Source organism: Halodesulfovibrio oceani subsp. galateae (assembly GCF_055397225.1).
On sequence record NZ_AP042453.1, the window covers coordinates 1,532,699 to 1,556,513 of the forward strand.

At 43.1% G+C, this 23,815-nt stretch carries 20 protein-coding genes; 13 read left to right on the forward strand and 7 right to left on the reverse strand.

Annotation, left to right across the window (positions count from 1 at the left end; all coding sequences use genetic code 11):
• Positions 1 to 568: 568 nt before the first annotated feature.
• Complete coding sequence (gene yihA, locus ACZ5V1_RS06730) at positions 569 to 1,300, reverse strand: ribosome biogenesis GTP-binding protein YihA/YsxC (protein ID WP_464386393.1); 732 nt, start codon at positions 1,298 to 1,300, stop codon at positions 569 to 571.
• 133 nt (positions 1,301 to 1,433) lie between these two features.
• Between yihA and ACZ5V1_RS06735 the strand changes: the two genes are divergently transcribed.
• The 4 genes from ACZ5V1_RS06735 (at position 1,434) to lolA (ending at position 5,740) form a co-directional block, all read left to right on the forward strand.
• Positions 1,434 to 1,889, forward strand: coding sequence for a type II 3-dehydroquinate dehydratase (locus ACZ5V1_RS06735; protein ID WP_373793502.1), 456 nt, complete (start codon positions 1,434 to 1,436; stop codon positions 1,887 to 1,889).
• A gap of 44 nt (positions 1,890 to 1,933) precedes the next feature.
• Entirely contained in the window at positions 1,934 to 2,497 is a 564-nt protein-coding gene (gene efp, locus ACZ5V1_RS06740) for an elongation factor P (RefSeq protein WP_464391209.1), read from the forward strand.
• A gap of 226 nt (positions 2,498 to 2,723) precedes the next feature.
• On the forward strand, positions 2,724 to 5,093 hold the full coding sequence (locus ACZ5V1_RS06745) for a DNA translocase FtsK (protein ID WP_464391210.1): 2,370 nt from the start codon (positions 2,724 to 2,726) through the stop codon (positions 5,091 to 5,093).
• Positions 5,094 to 5,107: 14 nt separating this feature from the next.
• On the forward strand, positions 5,108 to 5,740 hold the full coding sequence (gene lolA / locus ACZ5V1_RS06750; RefSeq protein WP_464391211.1) for an outer membrane lipoprotein periplasmic chaperone LolA: 633 nt from the start codon (positions 5,108 to 5,110) through the stop codon (positions 5,738 to 5,740).
• 52 nt (positions 5,741 to 5,792) lie between these two features.
• Here lolA and ACZ5V1_RS06755 read toward each other — a convergent pair whose 3' ends face one another.
• Both ACZ5V1_RS06755 and yedF read right to left on the reverse strand, forming a co-directional pair.
• Positions 5,793 to 8,015: a pseudouridine synthase gene (locus tag ACZ5V1_RS06755; RefSeq protein ID WP_464391212.1), complete on the reverse strand. Its 2,223-nt coding sequence runs from the start codon at positions 8,013 to 8,015 to the stop codon at positions 5,793 to 5,795.
• Between the two features lie 3 nt (positions 8,016 to 8,018).
• Positions 8,019 to 8,621 carry a sulfurtransferase-like selenium metabolism protein YedF gene (gene yedF / locus ACZ5V1_RS06760; protein ID WP_464391213.1) on the reverse strand — a complete coding sequence of 201 codons (603 nt, stop codon included), beginning with the start codon at positions 8,619 to 8,621 and terminating at the stop codon, positions 8,019 to 8,021.
• 122 nt (positions 8,622 to 8,743) lie between these two features.
• Between yedF and ACZ5V1_RS06765 the strand changes: the two genes are divergently transcribed.
• From ACZ5V1_RS06765 to ACZ5V1_RS06775, 3 genes are read left to right on the forward strand one after another with little or no spacing between them, the layout of a single operon-like run.
• Positions 8,744 to 10,510 carry an ABC transporter ATP-binding protein gene (locus tag ACZ5V1_RS06765; RefSeq protein WP_464391214.1) on the forward strand — a complete coding sequence of 589 codons (1,767 nt, stop codon included), beginning with the start codon at positions 8,744 to 8,746 and terminating at the stop codon, positions 10,508 to 10,510.
• A complete protein-coding gene (locus tag ACZ5V1_RS06770; RefSeq protein WP_464391215.1) occupies positions 10,510 to 11,142 on the forward strand; it encodes a lysophospholipid acyltransferase family protein in 633 nt (210 codons plus the stop codon). Before ACZ5V1_RS06765 ends, ACZ5V1_RS06770 begins: the two co-directional genes overlap by 1 nt.
• 9 nt (positions 11,143 to 11,151) lie before the next feature.
• Entirely contained in the window at positions 11,152 to 12,066 is a 915-nt protein-coding gene (locus ACZ5V1_RS06775) for a lysophospholipid acyltransferase family protein (protein WP_464391216.1), read from the forward strand.
• 915 nt (positions 12,067 to 12,981) lie between these two features.
• On the opposite strand, the gene ACZ5V1_RS06780 is transcribed toward ACZ5V1_RS06775, so the two are convergent.
• From ACZ5V1_RS06780 to ACZ5V1_RS06795, 4 genes are all read right to left on the reverse strand, one after another.
• A complete protein-coding gene (locus ACZ5V1_RS06780; protein WP_464386403.1) occupies positions 12,982 to 13,281 on the reverse strand; it encodes a transcriptional regulator in 300 nt (99 codons plus the stop codon).
• 22 nt (positions 13,282 to 13,303) lie between these two features.
• Positions 13,304 to 13,762 carry a 2-amino-4-hydroxy-6-hydroxymethyldihydropteridine diphosphokinase gene (folK, locus tag ACZ5V1_RS06785; protein ID WP_464391217.1) on the reverse strand — a complete coding sequence of 153 codons (459 nt, stop codon included), beginning with the start codon at positions 13,760 to 13,762 and terminating at the stop codon, positions 13,304 to 13,306.
• A 26-nt stretch (positions 13,763 to 13,788) separates the two neighbouring features.
• Complete coding sequence (locus ACZ5V1_RS06790) at positions 13,789 to 14,955, reverse strand: LL-diaminopimelate aminotransferase (protein ID WP_464391218.1); 1,167 nt, start codon at positions 14,953 to 14,955, stop codon at positions 13,789 to 13,791.
• 222 nt (positions 14,956 to 15,177) lie between these two features.
• Positions 15,178 to 16,734, reverse strand: coding sequence for a methyl-accepting chemotaxis protein (locus ACZ5V1_RS06795; RefSeq protein WP_464391219.1), 1,557 nt, complete (start codon positions 16,732 to 16,734; stop codon positions 15,178 to 15,180).
• A 266-nt stretch (positions 16,735 to 17,000) separates the two neighbouring features.
• On the opposite strand from ACZ5V1_RS06795, the gene ACZ5V1_RS06800 reads away from it, so the two are divergent.
• The 6 genes from ACZ5V1_RS06800 (at position 17,001) to ACZ5V1_RS06825 (ending at position 23,711) form a co-directional block, all read left to right on the forward strand.
• Positions 17,001 to 17,894, forward strand: coding sequence for a sulfite exporter TauE/SafE family protein (locus ACZ5V1_RS06800; protein WP_464391220.1), 894 nt, complete (start codon positions 17,001 to 17,003; stop codon positions 17,892 to 17,894).
• A gap of 15 nt (positions 17,895 to 17,909) precedes the next feature.
• Complete coding sequence (gene xerD, locus ACZ5V1_RS06805) at positions 17,910 to 18,827, forward strand: site-specific tyrosine recombinase XerD (RefSeq protein ID WP_464391221.1); 918 nt, start codon at positions 17,910 to 17,912, stop codon at positions 18,825 to 18,827.
• Between the two features lie 2 nt (positions 18,828 to 18,829).
• Positions 18,830 to 21,499 (forward strand): CBS domain-containing protein, encoded by a 2,670-nt coding sequence (locus ACZ5V1_RS06810; RefSeq protein ID WP_464391222.1) that lies wholly within the window; start codon positions 18,830 to 18,832, stop codon positions 21,497 to 21,499.
• Positions 21,500 to 21,707: 208 nt separating this feature from the next.
• Positions 21,708 to 22,193: an HIT family protein gene (locus tag ACZ5V1_RS06815; protein ID WP_464386409.1), complete on the forward strand. Its 486-nt coding sequence runs from the start codon at positions 21,708 to 21,710 to the stop codon at positions 22,191 to 22,193.
• Positions 22,194 to 22,215: 22 nt separating this feature from the next.
• The gene (locus ACZ5V1_RS06820) at positions 22,216 to 22,590 is read left to right on the forward strand and encodes a LapA family protein (RefSeq protein ID WP_373793512.1); all 375 of its coding nucleotides are present in this window, start codon (positions 22,216 to 22,218) and stop codon (positions 22,588 to 22,590) included.
• 23 nt (positions 22,591 to 22,613) lie between these two features.
• Positions 22,614 to 23,711 (forward strand): tetratricopeptide repeat protein, encoded by a 1,098-nt coding sequence (locus tag ACZ5V1_RS06825; protein WP_464391223.1) that lies wholly within the window; start codon positions 22,614 to 22,616, stop codon positions 23,709 to 23,711.
• Positions 23,712 to 23,815: the final 104 nt, after the last annotated feature.

Sequence of the window (23,815 nt, forward strand, 5' to 3'; positions counted from 1 at the left end):
AATAAAAATCTCTTAACCTGTTGGTAAAAGAGCACCTGGTACGCCAAATACTAAGCCGTACAGCAGCACTTTTTGTTAATTATTACATTTTCAAGAGCCACAACAACTTCTAATCACCGCAAAAAAAGAAAAAAATGTGCATTTTCCACTAAAAACAACTTGCAAAACGCATAAACACGCACAAGCCACGTCTAACAGCAGTCCATATCTGCACGACGTTTTATACTAATTATTTTTTATAACTCGTTAGAACTTATTTTTATAACACTTTTTTAAACAACGTTTTTTTCCGCGGATGCTTACAATAAAAGAAATTTAATTCTATATTTTCTTCCGACCCAAACACAATAATTTCAATTCTAGCCTAGCAGTATTTTACATTCGGAAAGAGAAGCGGCATGATTAAATATATAGTGTCAACATAACTGCACCCAGCTGCTTTCACTTCAATTAATCAAAAGAAGTAAGCCGAAAAAAAGTGAGTCCGTTATATACGAACTCACTTGAATATTTCTTGCTTTCCGCTGCAAAGCAACGTAGCAAAATTTGAGCAAAGCCTTAACAGCCGCTACTTTTTCTTCTTTTTCTTTTTTGAAAGAGGAGCTTTTTTTACCTTAGGTTTTGGTTTAGCATTTTCACGTTTCTCAGCTCGAGCTGCGCGTTGTGCTTTTTTCTCTGCTCTAACTTTTTTTACTTCTTCATCGATTCGAGTAAATTCTTCTGGGTCCATTGCATGTTCTGCAAAGGCGTGCCAGATTTTATCAAGCCCTAACCCTGAAGAAGCAGAAGATACGATTGGTCTAATTCCACCAAGAATTTTTGCCCATTCGTTTTGTTTCGCATCACGTTCACGTTGCTTACATTTATCACATTTAGTGAGAATTGGGATAAGCGGCAAATCGATCTGCCTAGCATAGCTAGTCAGTTCAATATCAATCTGCTGTGGCGGAACGCGACTATCTATGAGAACAGCGAGGGCTTTAAGTCCCGGTGTAGAAATTAAATATTGGTTAATAAGCTCCGCCCATTTCTGGCGATCAGCTTTAGATACTTTTGCGTAGCCATACCCTGGAAGGTCAACCAAGTAATATTGCCAAGGCTCAACTTTATAAAAGTTGATAGATTGGGTTTTACCTGGGGTAGAACTAATACGCGCAAGATTTTTACGTCCTGCTAACGCATTGATAAGAGACGACTTACCAACGTTGGAACGTCCAGCGAGAGCAATTTGCGGTAGATCAACTTCTTGAAGTTGCTCAAGCGTATATATTGTGTCTTCTAAAATAAGATTTGGTTGCATGAGAGGCCTTTGGTAATAGTTAGTAAAGGCAACGCCAAGCTTGACAACAAGCAGCGCTTTGGAAAATATTACCCGTTTGTTTCCACCATTTCTAATGGTATAAAAGCAATGTGTAAAGACAAAGGGAGTACGCATGGCCGGTTACAACATATTGATCCTTAATGGTCCGAATTTAGGAGCATTAGGAAAACGACAGCCGGAAATTTATGGCAATAACACCATGGATATTTTACCCGAACTTGTGCAGCAGGTACTCGGTGAAAATTACCAAAGCGTTTCTCTCGAATTTTATCAAAATAATTCAGAGGGCAAACTGATTGATCGAATTGAGCAGGCAAAAGAAGAGGGTATCGATGGCATCGTGTTCAATGCCGGTGCATATACTCATACAAGCCTTGCTTTAGCAGATTGCCTTGCTTGGATTGAATTGCCGGTGGTGGAAGTGCATTTAAGTAATGTGCTCGCTCGCTCCGAACCAATGCGGCAAAAAAGTTTTATTGGTCGACACGTCATTGGTGTTATTGCAGGTTTCGGCATGATGAGTTACGCACTAGCCGTGCAGTCGCTGTTTCAGCACCTTAAAGATTAGAATTTAATTTTCCGGTCATTTATCGGAACTACTTGGAGGAATACATGTTCTCAACCACCGATTTCAAACGTGGTCTCAAAATCCTTTTGGACAACACTCCTTTCGAAATTGTTGAATTTCAGCATTTCAAACCGGGCAAGGGCGGCGCAATGATCCGCACTAAGCTTCGCAACCTCCTTACTGGTCGCGTAGTTGATAAAACTTTCCGCTCCGGTGAAAAAGTAGGTCGTCCAGACATTGAACATGCAGCAATGCAGTATCTCTACATGGAAGGTACTAATCTTGTTCTGATGGATCTTGGTTCATATGAACAGCATTACATGAGTTCTGAAAAATCCGATGGAGCAGAAAACTTCCTTAAAGATGGTCAGGAAGTAAAAGTTATGCTCTACAATGGTGACCCACTCATCCTTGAACTTCCTGCTTCACTCGTATTTGAAGTTACTCATACTGAGCCGGGTGCAAAAGGTGACACTGTTTCCAACGTAACCAAACCAGCTACCATCGAAACTGGCCTGGAAGTAAACGTTCCATTGTTTATCAGCATTGGTGACAAAGTCAAAATTGATACTCGAACTCGTGAGTACCTTGGTCGCGAAAACTCTTAAGTTCGCTTACCAACTGTATAAAAAGAGCGCACTTCATATGAAGTGCGTTTTTTTTATGCTATTTTACAAATGAAAAAATTTGTTCATATTAACATATTGAAAAATATGCTGTTGATTGCATCCAGTAATATGACTACAGTACACCAAGGTTATCAGATTCTAGACAAACTAGCAGGTTAGAGCGTCTACTTATATCTGATATGTTTTGATCATTTTCTGCTATTAATTGGAAGCACTCCTACTGGAGGATGGTATTAAGAATACGCAACGTATAACTCGCGAACTTTTTTCATTATTCATCACGTTCTGGGGCATCTTGCTCACAATCAGCCTAGTGACATTCAGTCAGGCTGACCCTAGCCTCAACCATATCGTAAGTTCGCCTAAATCTATTCACAACGCTGCAGGGCTTTTTGGAGCATATCTTTCAGGACTTCTTGTCGATATGTTTGGTCTAGCCTCGTACCTTTTAGCACTTGGATTTCTTGCTTCAGGCATCCGCTGTTTTTTTGCTAAAATATGCATAGAATGGTGGCGCTGGCTTGGCTTGGCTTTATTCAGCATCAGCATCAGCTCGTTAAGTTCCGCAGTACCACTGACTATTGGAGAAATTCAAGGTGGTGGATTGCTCGGCGACGTACTGTTTGGTGTTAATTGGTATTATTTACGCCCAACCGGCAGCACATTACTTTGGATTTTCATAACATTAAGTTCTGTCCAGCTTATGATGGGGGGCACGTGGGCAGGTATGTTCGCATGGCTCAAAGAGCATATTGGCAGTGTAAAAAAACCACTGCTCAAAAAGTCCATCACAACCAAGAAAAAAACTAAGATTAAAAAATCAGCAGAAATCAGCAAAGAAAAGAAAGCACGACGTTCACTCTTTGGTAAAAAAACTGACGAAGCAAACACCACGTTACCAGCACTCGACATTCCAAGTGATACAACTGAACCAGAAATCTGGGACGAAATTGCTTCAATGGATGCTATTCCCGCTGAATTTAACTCCGTTATTATTGATGAGCCAATAAAGAGCGGCGATGAAGCATCATTAATAGGTGAAAGTAACCCATTCGAAGATGAGCTTAATTTTCCTGAAGTAAAGAGGGCGAGCAGCAAGAGAAATAAAAAAGTCTCTTTGCCAGTACTCGATTTGTTCAGCAGCAATGACGACGACATTGAAACAACCCCGAGGGAAGTTCTTGAAACAAAAGGGCGTCTTGTAATGGAATGTCTTGAAGACTTCAATGTACAAGGTGAACTCCAACGAATTACACCAGGCCCAATCGTTACAATGTTTGAGGTCAAGCCTGCGCCTGGTGTTAAAGTTAGCAAAATTGCTAACTTATCCAATGACATCGCAATGGCATTGAGTGCTGTTGCTGTAAGAATTCAGGCGCCAATTCCGGGAAAAGATTCTGTGGGCATCGAAATACCAAACGAAATAAGAGAGTTAGTCTCTCTAAAAGAGCTCTTTGCGTCGGATTCATTTGTCCGCTCTAAAGATCCACTCACTTTAGCAATTGGTAAAGATATCTCTGGGATTCCTTTCTCTGCTGACTTGGCAAAAATGCCGCATTTACTTGTGGCGGGTGCTACGGGTCAGGGTAAAAGTGTGTTCATCAACTCAGTATTGATGAGCTTACTATTCAAAACGACTCCGGACTCGTTACAATTATTGCTTATAGATCCAAAGCGAATTGAGCTTGCAGTTTATGCAGACCTACCTCATTTGGTACATCCTGTTGTCACCGACATGTCTCAAGCAAAAAATGCATTGGATTGGGCAGTACATGAAATGGATAGACGCTACGAAGCAATGTCCCGTATGGGAGTTCGTAACGTTGTAAGTTACAATACTAAATTAAAACAGATGGGTGAAGATAAGCCTGAAAATCTTGCTGATCTTCAACCAATCCCATATCTGGTAATCATCATTGATGAACTCGCAGACCTCATGCTTACCGCAGCAAAAGAAGTGGAAATCAGCATTGTTCGACTTGCTCAGCTTGCTCGAGCAGCAGGTATTCACCTCATTCTTGCAACCCAGCGACCAAGTGTTGATGTTGTTACAGGGTTGATCAAAGCAAACTTCCCATGCCGAATCTCTTTTCAAGTTACCGGCAAGCACGACTCACGAACTATTCTCGATACCGTCGGAGCAGAGCATTTACTTGGAAAAGGTGATATGCTGTTCAAACCAGGTGGAGGGAGAATCACCCGAATGCACGGAGCATTTGTAAGTGATGACGATGTAGTCTCTGTTGTATCCCACTGGAAAAAACAACTTCCACCTTCATACAAAGTAGACTTTGTAGAATGGGCAACGGAAGGAACCGGCAACGTCTCCGGTTCAATGAATGGTGGTGCTAACGGAAACAATGGCACACCGGATGATCCATTATACGGAGAGTGTGTGGCTTTTGTTATTGAAAATGGCAAAGCATCCATCTCTCTTATCCAGCGAAGATTCCGAATTGGTTTTAACAAAGCAGCACGTTTTGTTGAACAAATGGAACAAGATGGTATTGTTGGACCAGCGGACGGTAGCAAGCCACGCACAGTGCTTGCAAAAAAAGAGCAACCAACCGGATAGATATAGGACACAATATGAATCGCATTATCACAGCTAGTTTGCTAATGTTTTGTCTTTTTTTCGTAAGCGCAGGACCTGCTAGTGCAGGGCTTGAGTCTCTTACAAAGTCATACGGAAAAGCTCAAACAGTTAAAGCTGACTTTGTGCAAACCCTTATCCATAAAGATAGTGGCGGCAAAGATGTTCGAACTGGAAATTTTGTCATCAAACGACCTCAACTGGTTCGTTGGGTAACAAACAAGCCGTTCAACGAATTGCTCATAGTAAATAAAGATGCTGTTTGGAATTATCTTGAAGATGAAGAAGTCGTATACAAATATCCACGCGAACTTGCGGATGAAAGCCAGAATGCATTACGTTTTTTGCTTGGAGACGCAAAAGTAGATAATGACTTTTACGTTGAAGATGGAGAAACAAAAGGAAACTACCTTCTTTTCCCCAAGGAACCCACAGCAAATCTTACCGAAGCAAAAATTTGGATAAATGAAGACACTGGGGTAATTTCACGACTCCGCATTGTTGATTTCTACGGAAACATCAATGACATCACATTCACGAATGTTCAATTTGATAAACCCGTAGATGATCTAATCTTCAACTTTACCCCGCCAGCAGGTGTGGATGTAGAAGATAATACTAAAAAATAAAAAAAAGCGAGTGGAAATTCCACTCGCTTTTTTATTTCTTATGTAGCCAAAACTAGCTGCTAAGGCCAGTAGCCTTATAAAGTTCAGCAAGTTCTTCAGGAGTCAACTCACGGCTTTCACCTTTATCGAGTTCACCAATCTGAATTGGTCCAATCTTCACACGATGCAAGTTAAGAATAGTCAACTCAACATCACGGAACATGCGACGAATTTGACGGTTAATACCCTGAGTCAATACCATTTCAACTCGAGTATTACCTTCATCATGTGCAAGAATTTTACATTCAACCGGAGCAAGTTTTTCGCCTTCTTCCAAAGTCATGCCTCTACGGAATTTTTCCAAAATTTCTTCTGAAACATCACCGCGAACACGTACACGATAAACTTTAGTCTGGTGCCATTTAGGATGAGTAAGTCTATGAGTCAACTCACCATCGTTGGTCAACAAAAGAAGACCGGTTGAGAAAAAGTCGAGTCGTCCTACCGGAAAAATACGCTTCTCTTTAAACTCTTCTGGAAGAATATCCAAAACAGTAGGGCGGCCTTCCGGATCATTCGCAGTACAAACAGTCTGAACTGGCTTATGAAGAAGAACATACAACGGTTCAGCTTTTTCGGTATTAAACACAACGCGTTCAGCATTTACTTCCAGCACGTCAGAAGTTGGGATAATTTTCAATCCCGGCTCTTCTACTTTTACGCCGTTAACAAATACAACACCTTGAGCAATCAGATCATCAGCTGCACGGCGGGAACAAATACCGGCAAACGCCAAAGCTTTATTGATGCGCAAAGGCTCATTCAAGTTTGGTACACTTGGCTTTGCAGGTACAAATGGCTTTTTCTCTGGACGGGGAGGACGATTCTCTGCTGGTTTGCCTTTAGCTTCTGGACGATTGTTACGAGGAGCGCCTTCTGCACTTGCATCGTAACGCATAGGGCGCTTGCCAAATGCTTCGTTACCATCACGTTTGCCTTCCTGTGGACGGCTAGGGCGATCATTGCGCCCGCGGCTTTCAAAACCACGTTTGCCAGAATCACGTCTGTCATTTCTTTCTGAAAAAGGACGACCTGAATCACGGCGTTCAGAAGATTCAAAACGGCCACGGCTATCGCGACCACCACGAGAATCTTCACGGCGATTATCACGCTGACGGTCTCCGCCACGGAAATCACGATCGGAACGACGGGAGTCAGAACGGTCGGAACGATCAAAACCATTACGGCTACCTTCGCTACGTTCTGCCGGACGTCCTCTGAAACCATCACGCTGTGGACGACGGTCTGATCCAGACTGTTCACCACGTTCGCCACGGTTCCAGGAATCATTACGACCACGACTTTCACCGCGGTTGTCACCGCGATCACGAGATTCAAAACGATCACGGTTATCACGACCACCACGAGAATCTTCACGGCGATTATCACGCTGGCGGTCTCCGCCACGGAAATCACGATCAGAACGACGGGAATCAGGACGATCGGAGCGATCAAAACCATTACGGCTACCACCTTCGCTACGTTCTGCCGGACGTCCTCTGAAACCATCACGCTGTGGACGACGGTCTGATCCAGACTGTTCACCACGTTCGCCACGGTTCCAAGAATCATTGCGACCACGACTTTCACCGCGGTTGTCCCCACGATTTTCACTGCGATCACGAGATTCGAAACGACCACGGTTGTCGCGGCCACCACGAGAATCTTCACGACGATTATCACGCTGGCGGTCTCCGCCACGGAAATCACGATCAGAGCGACGGGAATCAGGACGATCAGAACGAGGAGCAGCATTACGATTTTCATCGCGTTCTACTGGACGCCCCTTAAAACCATCGCGTTGTGGGCGACGGTCTGAGCCGGACTGTTCTTCACGATCTTTACGGCTCCATGAGCCATTACGAGTACGGCTTTCGCCACGATCATTGCGATCATTACGACCACGGTTATCGCCACGTCCACGAGAATCGGAACGTCCCTGACTGTCGCGACCGCCTTGACGGTAGTTATCTCTACCAGAAGGAGAGCGGCTAGGTAAGTCATTGTATGTATTACGTCTGCCTTCTCCATCACCATCATCAATAGGGCGGCCTTGATATTTGCCTTTACTATCGAAGTAGGAACGTTCGCTACGCTTTTGAGAGGTGCGCTCGTCGTCACGACGATCTACATTTTTGCCTGATTGGTTACGTTCGGAACGATCACCAAAGCCAGTCCGACTATCACGTCGGTCTTCAGTCTCTTGAGACGAAATTTCTTTATTTTGTTCTGACATATATTATGGTCGTAAAACTTTTGCAGCTACCTGCATGCTGGTTACGATATCCAGCATATTTGTAGTTTCGCCCACAGCTTTTTTTTCTAGCATGGAAAAATGTTCAAGACACGTTCCACAAACCAAAAGATCTACTCCATTGGTTTCAAGGGCTTTTAATTCATCCAAAACATGGCTATCCTCTGTTGCGAGGGTAACAGCACCATTGACCATTACAATACGCCACAAAGACTTGCCAAGTTCTGGCAACGTCGCTAAGAAGTTCTTCATTAACTTAGCACCAAGTACGTCATCCCCCCGGCCAATGGTGGCAGAAGAAATAAAAACGCATATACTACTGTCTACCGAAGCCAAATCGTCGTCAGTAAGAATTTCACACAGTTCAGTGTCTGAGGCAGTGGCTAATATTCGCCAACCGCCTTCTATTTGGTCGGATTTTGCAGAATATCCCTTTACAGAAAGGAACCGTACTACGTTATCTTTTGCAGCATCATTATCTACTAATATAGTAAAAACGGATGGAGCTTCTTGTTCGATCAAATTTTTGCACTGGATGACAGGCTGAGGACAGGACAGGGAAAGACAATTTAATTCAGTTTTACTCATTGCGAGCCTCCTCATACTAGTAGATACGCAGACTCGCAAGTCGTCAAATCGAAAAAAGCAATATAGTTTTAAGAAAACCATCGAATATTTAAATACGAGCCTTTCGTGGAGAAACCCAACTCATGGCAAAACGCAAAAAACTGCCTAAAAACAGCGGTAAACTTCTAAAACGTACACTACGATACTTTGCGCCTTACAAGGTATCCATTGCAATTTCTCTTATTGCTATGGCTGTTGTTGCCGCAACAACAGGGGCATCCGCGTACCTAATTAAACCAGCACTGGATGACATTTTCATCAATAAAAACAGTGACTATTTGATGATCATCCCTTTTGCGTACTTCATTCTTGTTCTTGCGAAAGGATCAGGGCGATACGCGCAAAACTACTTTATGACCTACTGTGGTCTTAAGGTGCTTGAACAGCTGCGTAACGAACTGTTCGATAAAATTATCTGCCTTCCCCTCAAGTTCTACGAAGAACAGCAGGTGGGCATGCTCATGTCACGTGTCGTCAACGATGTTGCCGAAATCCGTGGTAGTCTTCCGGCTGTAGTTAAAGGAACACGTCAATTCCTTACAATGATTGCTTTGCTATTTGTTGTTTTTTACCAGGATGCATACCTTGCAACTTGGGCAGTGCTTGTCTTACCGCTTGCTTTATTCCCGTTTATTCATTTTGGAAGAAAGCTGCGCAAGCTTGGCAAAAAGAACCAGATTCTCATCTCCGCAATGACAATATTCCTTCAAGAAAAGTTCAGTGGCATTCGAGTTGTTAAAGCATTTGCCAATGAAGAGGGCGAAAAAGCTGGCTTTCGAATTGAAAACAGCCGTATTGCTAAGCTAGCCCTTAAGCAAACCGTTGTTGGGCAGATGTCCTCACCAATCATGGAGCTTATCGGAGCCCTCGGTATTGGTTTAGTTATCTGGTACGGTGGTTCACAAGTAATCGCTGGTGAACAGACTGCCGGTACATTCTTCTCATTCGTTGCAGCACTCGTTATGTTATATGATCCGGTCAAAGAACTCACCTCTGCAAACAACTCACTTCAAAAAGCACTTGCTGGTGCAGAACGTGTTTTTGAAATTCTTGATTCTCCAGATATCAATGTCGAACAGGATGGCTCACAAATTCTTGAAGGAGTACATGAAGTTTCCTTCGATAATGTTACATTTAGCTATGATGCGACCGGTCAGCCCGCACTTAAAGATATTCATATTAATATTAAAGAAGGTGAAAAAGTTGCAATTGTCGGCCCAAGTGGCGCTGGTAAAACAACTTTTGTAAACCTTGTCCCTCGTTTTTATGAGCAGCAAGAAGGGCGTGTTCTTATAAACGGCATAGATTCCCGAAGCCTCACGCTCAAATCATTACGCAAAAATGTAGCAATCGTATCTCAGGATGCTTTTCTGTTTGATACAACAATTGCTGACAACATTGCATACTCTTCAGAGGGATGCAGTAAAGAAGCAATTGAAGAAGCAGCAAAAGCAGCATTTGCGCACGATTTTATCTGTGAATTCCCAGAGGGGTACGACACTGTCGTAGGTGAACGTGGCGTACGCCTTTCCGGCGGACAGAAACAGCGCCTAACAATTGCCCGCGCATTGTTAAAAGACGCGCCATTGCTTATTTTAGATGAAGCAACAAGCGCGCTTGACTCGGAATCAGAAAAAGTAGTGCAGTTGGCGTTGGAAAACTTAATGAAAGATCGCACAAGTCTTGTGATTGCTCACCGTCTCTCCACCATCATTTCTGCTGATAGAATTCTGGTTATGAAAAATGGTGAAGTTGTAGACGAGGGTACTCACGAATCCTTGCTTTCAAACAGCTCCCTATACCAGCGACTGTACACCTTGCAGTTTGAGAGTCATGAGGAGATTGCTTAATGAAAATTCCATTACCCATTCCTCTTATTTCTTCAACGCTTTTTCAGCTATACAAGGTCTGGTGTAAGACTTTAAAATATGAAGAAGTAGGGCGCGAAAAAGTAGATGAACTCTGGGATGCACAGACACCAATGATTGCCTGTTTATGGCACGATGAATTGTTTCCACTCATGCATGTTCGCAGGCAGCTTGATATAATAGCCGTTGTAAGCCAAAGTACAGATGGAGAAATCCTTGCTCAAGTTCTTGAGAAACTTGGCCTTCTCACAAGTAGAGGCTCCAGCTCCCGCGGTGGCGTAAAAGCATTGCTACGAGTAGCTAAAACAATGAAAACGTCCCGTCACCTTGGCTGTATTACGGTCGATGGGCCGCGAGGCCCACGCCATGAAGCTAAAGAAGGTGCCGTATTTATTGCCCACAGAAGCAAAGCGAAAGTTCTTCCTGTAAGAATAGCCATGTCTAATTCGTATATTTTCAAAAAAGCATGGGACAAATTCCAAGTGCCATTGCCTTTCTCAAAAGTTAAGATCATCTTTGGTGAACCGTATGACTTGGCAGAAGGGAGTCTTAACGAAGAATATCTTGAAAAAGAACGTAAGTGCTTAGAAGATAAACTTAAAGCCTTACTTTAAGGACAGATCGTGAATCCAATATATTCAGCCATCTACACATTAGGTTCCAAAATGACCGTCAACAGCTCTAAAGTGCTGGGATGCGCATTAGGTACCATAATGTGGAATAGTCTACCAAAGCGGAGAAAACTCGCTATAGACGCCATTCAACAGCATTTAAACGTTGAATATGAAGAGGCCGTTGTCATTGCTAAAAAAAGTTTTATGCATAACTGCCGTTCTTTTCTCGAAATATTTTTAGTTCCCAAAGTAGACAAAAACTTCATAAGTGAACTCATAACACAGGGTACAGATCTTCCATTTTCTGTCTGCGTTGCAACCGATGCACCAATAATTGCCGTAACCGCGCATATGGGCGCATGGGAAATTATGGCAGGGATTTTAGGCGAAGCTGCAACCGCAACCCACAGAGCTCAGCCGCAAATTGTTGTTCGCTCCAATAAAAATGAAAACATAAACGAACTCATTTTTAAACTTAGAGGCGGGCGTGGAGCTAAAATTCTTTCCCATAGAAACGCAGTGTTTGGAGTTTTAAGGTCGCTTAAAAAGAAAGGAGTCACTGCCTTTTTAGTCGATCACAACACCAAACGAAAAGAAGCAATTTTTACAGACTTCTTAGGTGAAACAGCCGCTGTAAACTCTGGTCCTGCATTCCTAGCCCTTAGGGGCAAAGCGGTTGTCCTGCCGGCATTCCTAGTCCGTAATGAAGAGAGGGGCTACAAGTTCATTGTTGAAGAGCCCCTCAATACTGAAGATCTTGAGGGAACCCGTGAAGAAAAGATCCAACAGATTACCAGATTCTATACAGACGCAGTTGAACGCATAGTACGTCAGTACCCAGAACAATGGTTCTGGATGCACAAGCGCTGGAAAACTCAGCCGAAGGCTGACGATTTTATTCTTCCGCGCAATGACCATAACTAAAAGAGCTCCAGACAGCGTCCTGTAGTTGCCAACAAGAATGTCAACCAACAAGCCAAATCATACACTTTCTGTGCTTAGAATAGGCAATGGCCATAGAATAGAGAAAAAGGAAATCTTTGAAGTAACAGTTCAAAGATTTCCTTTTTTTATTCAATAAGCAGCATAGAGCCATAGCCAGATACATCCTTTTTTAACGCCCGTAGCCTTATCCCTCATTTTCAATAAAAAAGCCTTAGAAAGGGCATTCTGGACAAAACAATAAAAAGACATTTATCGGTTGTTTCACAGTTATCCACATAGAGGCAACAAATTGTAATAATTCAGTCTTTTTTTATTAAAGTTAACATAATATACATTATGAGACATGAAATATGGTGTGAAATCACACCATCCTCTCTCGTATTTTTGTTGCTTGTAGATCCTATTTTTTCAAACTTCTCTCTGCGCTTTTTTAAGCGCATATTTTTTTGTCTTAACCCGTTTGCTCATCTTGTGACCAAAAACGACTCTCTGTCGATGTGAGCATGGTCATTTAAACTTTAGCCATTAACACTAAAATTTAATCTATCCGTGTTCTATTTTGCACTCTTCAAAATGTCTCATTTTTCCAAAAGCACGTTGTGATCACCAAACGGCAAAAAATGATCAAACTTGATCCGAATGAACTTAAGCCATTTTATTCAAATCAATCAGTTACGTTTCATATGTTCTGAAAATATTCGTGCTTGATACAAACATAAAAATGACGCCAGAAAAAATGTAGCCTCGTTTTCTTTCTGCCTTAAAACCGTCTTCCAATTTCAAAAAACGATGTCCTTAAAACAGATTGCCAGAATCTATTAAACTATCAGACCTGACGGGACTAAAAAAAACCGGAAGCCCTTTAAGGCTTCCGGTTCATCTTTCTATAGCTAACTAATCAGCTGGCTCTTCTTTACTTTCTTTAGAAATCGCTCGACCTGATTCTTCAAGACGGGCTAAGAACTTGTCTCTACATTCGTAGCTGCAAAAACGATGGATGGTTTCTCCGTCACGGATGCGAATGTCCTGATCAAGGGAAACAAAAGCGCCACAAACTGGGTCTTTTACCATGTCACCAGTTGCAACTTTCTTTTCCATATCTTTTTGTTTTTTATCTGTTTTCTTCTTGTTGTCATTAGTAACAAGTTTAAAAAGCAGCCAGCCACAAACTAAAAGAACTACCCATTTAATCACGCGAGCTCTCCCTTGCGATAAATTATTGCCAGATCTGATCAGCGTCTACCTTGTATTCCAGCTTGCCGAGAACTTCTGTAAGCCCTCTACCATCTGGAAACTGCAACTGCGGTGCAATCTCTTGTAGCGGAACAAGCACAAATGCCCTTTCCGTCATTCGCGGATGCGGTACAATAAGGTCTTCCGATTCAATTACTTCATTGTCGAACAACAATACATCTAAATCAATCACACGCGGGCCGAAGCGCTCTTCGCGCACCCTTCCAAGCGTATTCTCAATTTCCAGCAAATTGTTCAAAAGGTCATGCGCAGTTACATACTCTGAACACGTAACAGAGACAACCTGATTTGCAAACCATGACTGGTCTTTCTTTTCTTGTGGCTCAGTACGAAAAATTGAAGAACTCTTCGACACCGATACGCCATCAAGCGAATCAATTGCAGTTATCGCGTTTGCAAGGTTTGTATCTGTATCGCCCATGTTTGAGCCAAGGCAGATAAATGCAACTACAGGTTCTGAATACGAGATACCGCCTCCTCGAGACGCTCATTACCTACGGTAAGTGAGATACGGAAGTACCCTTCGCCCGGGGCACCAAAACCGTTACCCGGAGTAAGAACTACGCCGGTCTCTTCCAGAACTTTGGTAACAAACGTAGATGATGTATATCCATCAGGAACGTGAGACCAAACATAAAAAGTTGCATCCGGGATGTTGCATTTGATGCCTGCTTTATGCAGACCGCCTATAACGAGATCACGGCGGCCTTTGTACATGTCGCGAAGACCTGCAACAAACGGTTCACCATCACGCAGTGCGGAAATACCTGCAAGCTGCACAGCCTGGAAGATACCGGAGTCTACGTTTTCTTTAATCTTGCCAAGACCACGAACAAGCTGCTCGTTACCGCAAGCCATACCTACACGCCAACCGGTCATGTTGTATGGTTTGGACAAGGAGTTAAACTCAATCGCAACATCTTTACCACCTTCTACTTGAAGAATAGAAAGAGGCTTGTTGTTATCATCGTAATAAATCTCGGTGTACGCCGCATCCGCAACAATAATAACATTGTATGCTTTTGCAAGATCAATCAGCTTTCTGTAGAACGCTTCATCCGCAGTAGCTGCAGTCGGGTTGTTCGGGTAGTTGATGAAGATAGCTTTAGCTTTTACCCAAGTGGCTTCATCAATAGCATCAAGATCAGGAAGGAAGGAATTATCTTCCAAGAGCGGTACGTACTGAACCTGACCACCTGCAAACTCGGTTGCGATACCGTATACAGGGTAGTTAGGAGTACACACGAGGACGAGATCGCCCGGGTTAACGAAAGCAAGCGGGAAATGTGCAATACCTTCTTTAGAGCCAATAAGGCTTACCACTTCATTATCTGGATCAAGGTCAACATCAAAACGAGTTTTGTACCAGTCAGCAACTGCGGTACGATACTCTTTCATGCCAACATATGAAGGATACTGGTGGTTTGCCGCATCATCCAGCGCTGTGCGCATGGTATCAAGAACAAACTGTGGTGTAGGAGTGTCCGGATCGCCAATTCCAAGACTAATAATATCAACACCACGAGCGGCTACTTCAGCCTTAACTTTATCGATCTGTGCGAACAGATACGGTGGCACTGCGGCCAAACGGTCAGCAAGCTTGAACTCTGCCATAGCTTTGCATTCTCCTTAGGGTATATATCCCGTTACCGGTCGGGAAAAAAGAGCTCTGCCATAAGCTCTGTTCCTTACATAGTCGTATCAAATAGCTTTTACGCTTCTGTATATACCTTGAGAATGATTATCGGTCAATAAACCAGTGCACCAGATTTCTCTCGAACCACGATTTTTCTACACTTTAACAGTTCTCACTGTATGATGAACCAATTTTTTCTACTAATTAATATCGCGTAATTCAGCCACAAGTACAGTTAATTCAGACGCAAGGCGGGCTACATCGTTCACTGCAGTTGCTGATTCATTCATTGCTGCAGAATTTTCATTAGCTAAGCCATTTATTTGTGTTGCAGCGGCTGAAATTTGATCACTTGCCGTAGATTGCTCACCAGCTGCTGCGGCAATCTCGCGAACCCTGTCTGCGGTAGCATTTGCCATTGTGACTATAGTATCAAGAACTTCTGCAGAATCAGCAGACAGTCTTGTGTTTTCATCAATCGCGTCAGAGGCTGACTCTGTGGACCCTATAGACTTTTCTGCACTAATCTGAATAGCATCAACCGCTCTACTAACCTCAGTTGTTGCCTGCATGGTTTTTTCTGCCAATTTACGAACTTCATCAGCAACAACAGCAAATCCTCTACCGGCATCACCGGCACGTGCTGCCTCAATGGCAGCGTTCAGCGCAAGTAAGTTTGTTTGATCTGCGATATCATTAATTACGCTAATAATATCTCCGATTGATTCAGCATGTCCGCCCAGTTCGTGCATGTCACTTTTCAACTCAACGGCATGTTCATGCACACGCGTAATAACAGCTCGAGCCTGTTGAACTACTTCAACCCCTTGCGTGGCGCTACCACGGGTTGATTCAGCTAACCCAGAGGCATCATTTGCACTTTGAGCCACATCCATAACGGATGCATTCATCTGCTCCATTGCAGCTGCAACATCTGTTGTACCATGCTGCTGAGTTACTGAGAGTTTAAGAGACTCATCAACTTGTGAGGAAATTTCGGAACAGGACGCAGTAAGTCTATCTGTGATGACTGCAATTTTTTCAGCAGAAGCCGCAATAAGTTCATGCTGCCCCATTAAATCTTCTTCATGTTTTTTCAGCTGTGTCATATCAAGATACAAACAAAGCCCGCCAACACAAATACCATCTATATTATATAGCGGGTATACGTTCGCGAGCACATGACACTGTCCGCCTTTATGCCCATTAATTGTTACTTCGAGGTTTTTAAAAACCTTTCCATTTTTAATGGACTGACCAACCGCGGTTTCGCGTGTTCTGTCATTATAGAAAATCTCTCCAAGAGTACTTCCATGCTGCGCTTCTGGAACTCCGTCTATTTCCAGCATGTCTAAACATTCCTGGTTCGTGAACAATGCTTTTTCATCTGCATCGACGAGAATATATGGGACGGGTAATCCTTTAATAACACCAAGAAGAACGCCTTTTTCACGTTTAAGCTCTTCGATCAACATCTTCACTAATCCAAAGGTTGCATCCTGTGCTGAAAACTGCGGATGAGGAGCATCAAAATTGTCTTTCAAGATTTCTGAAATATATTTTTGTAGTTTTTCATTGTCTGCTTCAACGTACGACCCAGCAACATACATAGTGAAAAAAACAGCGACGACTAGCAAACCAGAAATAAGGAAATAAAGTGGAATCGTGCCACTTGTATTATACATAACAATACCGGATACGAGTTGAATCAGAAGTCCACTCATTGCGAGACATTGAATCTTTTTAGAATTCCACATACAATTTCTTCCTTACTTAAGGCGGATGCCGATGGCACACTTTATTATTAGAAAATAGTACTGATACAGATCAGTGTTTGCATATAACGCCGCGACTGAGATACGTAATGTTCGCACATCCATTACAATCAGAGCGAAGACGACATACTGCAAAAGCATATGACGCAATCTTCGGCGCTAAATGTTGCACTCTTATCGGAGAATAGTGTAAAATCTTTACAACCTAGCTCATACTTATGACCTTTTACACTAACAGCGGAGAGCCTATGCTGTTTCCTGTTGCCGGCATTGAAGTCCACCCTCTATTCCCCCCAGCTGTTGCTTTTGTTATTTCCTTTTTCACGTCCATGAGTGGGCTGTCAGGGGCTTTTTTGCTGCTTCCTTTTCAAATGTCAGTTCTTGGCTACACCACACCTTCTGTAAGTGCAACAAACCAACTATTTAATATTATTGCCATTCCAAGTGGAGTTTTACGCTACATACGCGAAGGCCGAATGGTTTGGCCACTCACGTGGGCTGTCATCGCAGGCACACTCCCCGGCGTTGTTATCGGCGCTATTATTCGAATCACATACCTTCCCGACACCGCAGATTTTAAATTATTTGTCGGCGGCGTGTTGCTCTACGTTGGCTATCGTCTTTTTAAAACAATCCGTTTCAAAAAAAGAATCACACTGGAAACAGATGCCATAACGCCTCCTATCGGCACTACAAAAACTCTTGAGTTTTCTTTAAAACGCATCGCTTATTCTTTTGAGGGCAAAACGTACACTGCCCCTACTGCCGGTATTTTTTCTCTTACCTTTGTGGTAGGAATCATAGGTGGAATTTACGGCATCGGCGGTGGCGCAATTATTGCTCCATTTTTTATTACATTCTTTGGGCTACCAGTTTATACAGTTGCTGGCGCTTGTCTCATGGGAACGTTTGTAACGTCTATTGCCGGCGTCGGGATTTATCAGACCCTTTCGTATATATATCCGGCACAAGTAATTGCTCCCGACTACCTTTTAGGCATATTATTCGGACTAGGCGGAATAGGAGGAATGTATCTTGGCGCGCTGTGCCAAAAATATGTTCCGGCCAATACACTTAAAGCCATCCTCACTGTCTTTATCCTGTTCACCGCAGGTAAATACATTTTGGAATATTTCTTTTAATTACAGGCACGCATAATGAACACGCAACCTCAGGAAACACTTCCAGTCAGCCATCCTTTTGTTGATAGCTATCTTCAGTTTTTACTTGTCACACGTGGACTTTCTGAAAACACGCTCACTTCATATGAAACTGATTTACGCAGCTTTTTAGTTTTTCTCGAAGACAAAAAGTACAAGGTTGAAGATGTTACTGATCAATCCATTTTTTTATACATTATGCACCTTCGTCGAGGCGGATTAAATAGCCGCAGCCTTGCGCGCCACCTGTCTGCACTTCGCGGATTTTTCCGATACTGTTTTGACGAGAACTATCTAAACGCCAACCCTGTACAATATTTAGAAAATCCAAAACTTCCTAAAACACTTCCCGACGTTTTGTCAGTAGAAGAAGTTCAAGCGATACTTGAACAACCGGATATGAAGAAAAAACTAGGATTTCGCGACCGCGCAATTCTCGAATTACTCTACGCTTCTGGTTTACGCGTTACAGAGTGTGTTACTCTGAAGCCTATTGACCTTGATCTCCAAAGTGGATTGATGCGTGTACACGGTAAAGGATCCAAGGATCGAATAGTTCCGATGCACAATGCAGCCATGCAAATTTTGCAATTGTATATGCGCGATTGGCGACCACATTTTGCCCCTATTGAAAATTTTGTTTTCCTTAACCGGTCCGGTAAGGGATTAACCAGACAAGCTATTTGGAAACTGGTGCAACGTTACGTGTTAAAAGCCGAAGTCCATAAGAATGTATCTCCTCATACGTTTAGACATTCGTTTGCAACACATCTACTGGACGGCGGCGCAGATTTACGAACCGTTCAATTACTGTTGGGACACTCAGATATTTCTGCAACAGAAATATACACACATGTTCAGGCAGACAGACTTAAACAAATCCATAAGCAATACCACCCACGTTCAAGGATGTAAGCGTGAATTCAAATTCGAAGCCCCTTATTCCGGCTCCTGTACTAATCACAGGTCACGCTAATGCAGACTTTGATTGCCTTGCGGCAATTGTCGCTGCAAGCAAGCTGTACGATGATGCCGTTCTAGTTTTCCCAGGATCACAGGAAGCAAACCTGCGAAACTTCTTTATTGAAAGTGCCACCTACCTTTTCAATTTTAAAGATGCCAAAGAAATCGATTATTCCACGGTCAAAACTCTTGTCGTTGTGGACACCAGACAACGGGAGCGCATCAGCCATGTTGCTCCGGCTTTAAAAAATCCTGATTTAGAAATCCATCTGTACGATCATCATCCAGATTCAAATGACGATCTGCCAGCAACACTCTCGGTGGTCAAACCTTGGGGATCTGCTACTTCAATCATCACGCTGTTGATTAAAGAAAAAGGACTCTCAATTACGCCAGAAGAAGCAACCATGCTGGGGCTGGGTGTTTATGAAGACACAGGATCATTCTCCTTCAATTCCACAACGGAGCATGACTTTGAAGCAGGCGGCTGGCTGAAAACAATGGGGATGGACATCAACACAATTTCAGAACTCACGACTCGTGAGCTGACCGTTGAACAAATTTCCATCCTCAACAGTTTGCTGGAATCAGCAACAACTCATGACATCAACGGTATCCCTGTTGTAATTGCAGAAACATCAGTGTCTCATTACGTGCGAGATTTTGCTTTGCTCGCTCATAAAATGATCGACATGCAGGAAGTAAAAGTTCTTTTTGCTCTGTGCCGCATGAGTGACCGGGTACAAGTCGTTGCCAGAAGTAAAATTCATTCTGTTAATGTTGGCCAAATTTGCCAGTCTCTTGGTGGTGGTGGTCACAATTTTGCGGCATCAGCTTCCGTAAAAAGCAAACCACTGTCTGAAGTAAAGGATGAGCTTTTCGGACTACTCTATTCTTCCATCCATTATGAAAAGACTGTGCGCGAGCACATGACAGCCCCCGCCATATTTGAATACGAAACCGTCTCCATGTGCAAAGCAGAATCTATTATGAACCGGTTTGGCCTGAAAGCTATTCCACTGCTTGAAAGTAGTAAAAATCCCGTTGTCAGCGGTTATCTCGAGTACCAAACAGCTGTTCGAGCCTGTTCGCATGGTCTTGGCAATGCCCCTGCCAGCACCTACATGAATAAAAAAGTTCAGACAGTGAATCCGGACGATGATTTGTACCCTGTCATGGAAATTATTGTGGGCAAACGTCAGCGACTGGTTCCAGTTGTAATTGATACACGCCTTATGGGGGTTATAACCCGTACAGACCTCATCAACACACTGGTTGAAGAACCATCGCGAGTGCCTGACAAGCTTTTTTCAGATAAAAAAGAGCGTAATGTACTCCCACTCCTAAGAGAACGCCTGCCTGAACACCATTTTGAATTGCTGACTATGGCAGGAGATCTGGGAAACAAGCTTAACGTGGCAGTGTATGTTGTTGGTGGCTTTGTACGTGATTTGCTGCTTGGCCGTAAAAATCTGGATCTCGACTTAGTTGTCGAAGGTGACGGCATTGCATTTGCTAAAAAGCTTGCCCACAGCCTTGGTGGACGAGTGCGCCAGCATACAAAATTTAAAACAGCTATCATTATATATACGAACGCGGCAGGAGAAGAAGAACGACTTGATGTGGCAACCGCTCGCCTCGAATATTACGAGCAGCCAGCGTCTTTACCTACGGTCGAACTTTCTTCTATCAAAATGGATTTATACCGCAGAGACTTTACTATCAACGCCTTAGCCATCCAGCTAAGCCACGACAAATTCGGCAAGCTCATTGATTTCTTTGGCGCTCAGAAAGATATTCGCGACAAAGTAATCCGCGTGCTTCATTCCCTAAGTTTTGTAGAAGATCCAACACGCATACTCCGTGCGATTAGATTTGAAACCCGTTTTGAATTTACCATCGGCCCACAAACGACAAAACTTATTAAGAATGCTTTGCAATTAAAGCTTATCACTAAACTTAGCGGCTCCCGAGTTTTCCATGAGCTTCAATCTATCTTTAACGAAGTAAGTCCTTATCAGTCCCTCATCAGGCTCCATGAATTCACTGTTCTACAATCCATTCATCCAGCGCTTGAGCTCTCTCCCAAAAAACGAGATGTGCTTAAAGAGATTGAAAAGGTAATGGAATGGTACAGAATGCTCTATACAAAACCATCTCCCGAGCCTTGGATCATTTACTTACTAGGGCTCACATCTGCATCAAAAGCTGATGCAATGGAGGAAGTTCTTACACGTTTGCACTTTGCACCCAAGCAATACGCAGATTTTATGGCCCTGCGGGACACCGTAAAGTCTGTAACGAACTTGATAAACGCTATCCCTCCAGAAGGTTACAGCCGACTTTACGAACTGCTTGTACCAATACCGCTTGAAGGGGTATTATACATGATGGCGCGTACAAAATCTGAAGCGGTGAAAAAACATATTTCACATTTCCTTGCTTATCTGCGCAACACAACTCTCGACATCTCAGGTGCAGATTTGCAATTACTTGGATTTACACCAGGTCCTTTGTTCGGAGAAGTGCTGCGAGAAACCTTATTCGCCATGCTTGATGAAAAAATAAAGACAAGACAGGAACAGCTTGACTTTGCATACCGCATGTTAAAAGCTAGGCAATAATAGACAGTTATTGTAAAAAAGTTATGAGGTTACACAGTAAGCATGGCAACATGCACACTCTTTTTGCAACCTAAATCTTGCTCTTCCGGCGCTTCCCGTGTAAATCGGCAAGGGATAATAATGATAGGATTGTACGGCATATTTGAAGATTCAAGTGTAAACCGAACAATTCTCCCCCGATTCATTCAGAACGAACTTAGGACGTATCATGCAACATATGTGGGCGCCTTGGCGCATTGACTATATTCTAGGCCCCAAACCTGACACATGCGTATTTTGCATTCCTGACCACACAGACGAAGATGAAGAACGTCTCATTCTTTACAGAGGCAAAAAAAACTTCATCATCATGAATAAATATCCATATAATGTGGGACACATTATGGTAATGCCGTACGAGCATACGAACTGTATTACCAAGCTTGCTGCTGATGTGACCCATGAGTTGATGGACTTGCTGCAACTATCCACCACCATTATGAAAGAAACATTTAACCCTACTGGGATCAATATAGGTCTCAATCTTGGCACTTCCGCAGGTGCCGGCATTCGCGAACATCTTCATTATCATATTGTTCCACGATGGGATGGTGATTCTTCATTCATGGCTACGTGTGCCGATGTCCGGCTTATCTCTGAGCATCTTCAGAGTACCTATGCTAAATTGAAACCAAGCTTTGATGCCCTGCCGTAGGGTGTGTAATAAGGAGTAGTCTATGCGTTTTATTAAGGTACTTTTGCTTGTTGTTGTATTTTTCCTCTGTATGGTTTTCTTCCAGCAGAATACAGCAGAACTTTCTCAGGCCATTACGCTGAAAGTTGATCTGTTGTACCAATCTTGGGAAACCATTCCACTTCCAATTTACTTTCTCATTTTGGGTGCTTTTGTTTTTGGCGCCTTTGCTGTTACTTTCTTCTTCTTACTCGAACGAGTTCGCCTGGGCTCCGCAATACGTAAAGCACGTAAGCAGCTTAAAAAGCTTGAAAAAGAAGTAAACGCTCTTCGCACTAATCCTCTTGATGAAAAAGCAAATCTGCCTGAGATTGAGCCTGAATCTGAAGGTACCCCGGAAAAAGCTACTGAGGCGTAAGCGCAACTTACGGAGGACAGCTAATGTCCATGCTGAGTCGATTGATTCCTAATAAGCGAAAATCTGTTCTTGCTACGTTTGAAACACCACATGGTGAACGAGATACCAAGGAAACTATTGCTGAACTGTCCCGAGCCGTTCGAAATGATCCCGATGCCGTTGAGATCTACATAGCCCTTGGGAACCTTTACCGTGCTCAAGGTGATATTGAGCGTGCCGTGCAATTACGTAACAACTTGATTGCGCGTCCCGGCCTTAATGAGGAATTCCGTGTTCGAGCCTTTCTCGAGCTTGGTCATGACTATCGTCGTGGCGGCTTCATGGACAGGGCACTACAAGCCTTTGAACGCGCAAGAAGAATTGCTGGAGACACTGAAGAAATCCTTCAGTCACTTGCAGTTTTATATGCCGAGGTAGGCAACTTCCTCGATGCCTCAAGACTGTACGGAAAGCTAGGCCACAAAATTGGCCAGTCTCACTATATGGTTCTCCATGGTGAGGAACTTCTCTCTCTCGGAAGTGAAGGTGAAGCTAGTAAATCGTTCAACAAGGCCCTGCGTATTTACAAAGGTTCTGTTGAAGCTTGGATTGCGAAATTCGCACTTGCCGCACAAAATTGTGAGATCCGCAAATGTAGTTCGATCCTTAAAGATGGATTGACGAATATTACTCCAAGCATGCGTTTTCTAATGCTTGAGCATATTTACACGTCTCTTGATGAATATGCAGAATCATGCGGGGACGACTTTGCCACAAAACTATGCAAAATTGTGGTAGAAGTTCTCGATACGCAAGATCCTGACATTATCATTCAGTACTACTGCGCACGTTTCCATATTTATGATGGAAATATCGAAGAGGCAAATGCATGGCTTGCAAAGACCATGGTGCTTAACCCCAATTTTTGGGCAGCACGTATGGAGTTGCTGGGACTTGCAATGAACGAGCAACCTCTTTCACCTGTCTTCAAAAATCAGCTTGGTTTCTTTGTAAACCAAATTGGGAATGTTAAGCGTTTCGTATGTAGCCATTGCGGTATCAGGCGCCTTGAAACATTCTATAGCTGCCCTAAATGCCGAAATTGGCACACAGCAGCATTTAGAATACATCTTCAAGATTAACGTTCCAGTTGATTTATACATTGTTTCAGAAAATGGCGTTGTCTCTGGGCAACGCCATTTTTCACCTTTATACAATACTGGGAACAAGCCGATATTTTTCAGGC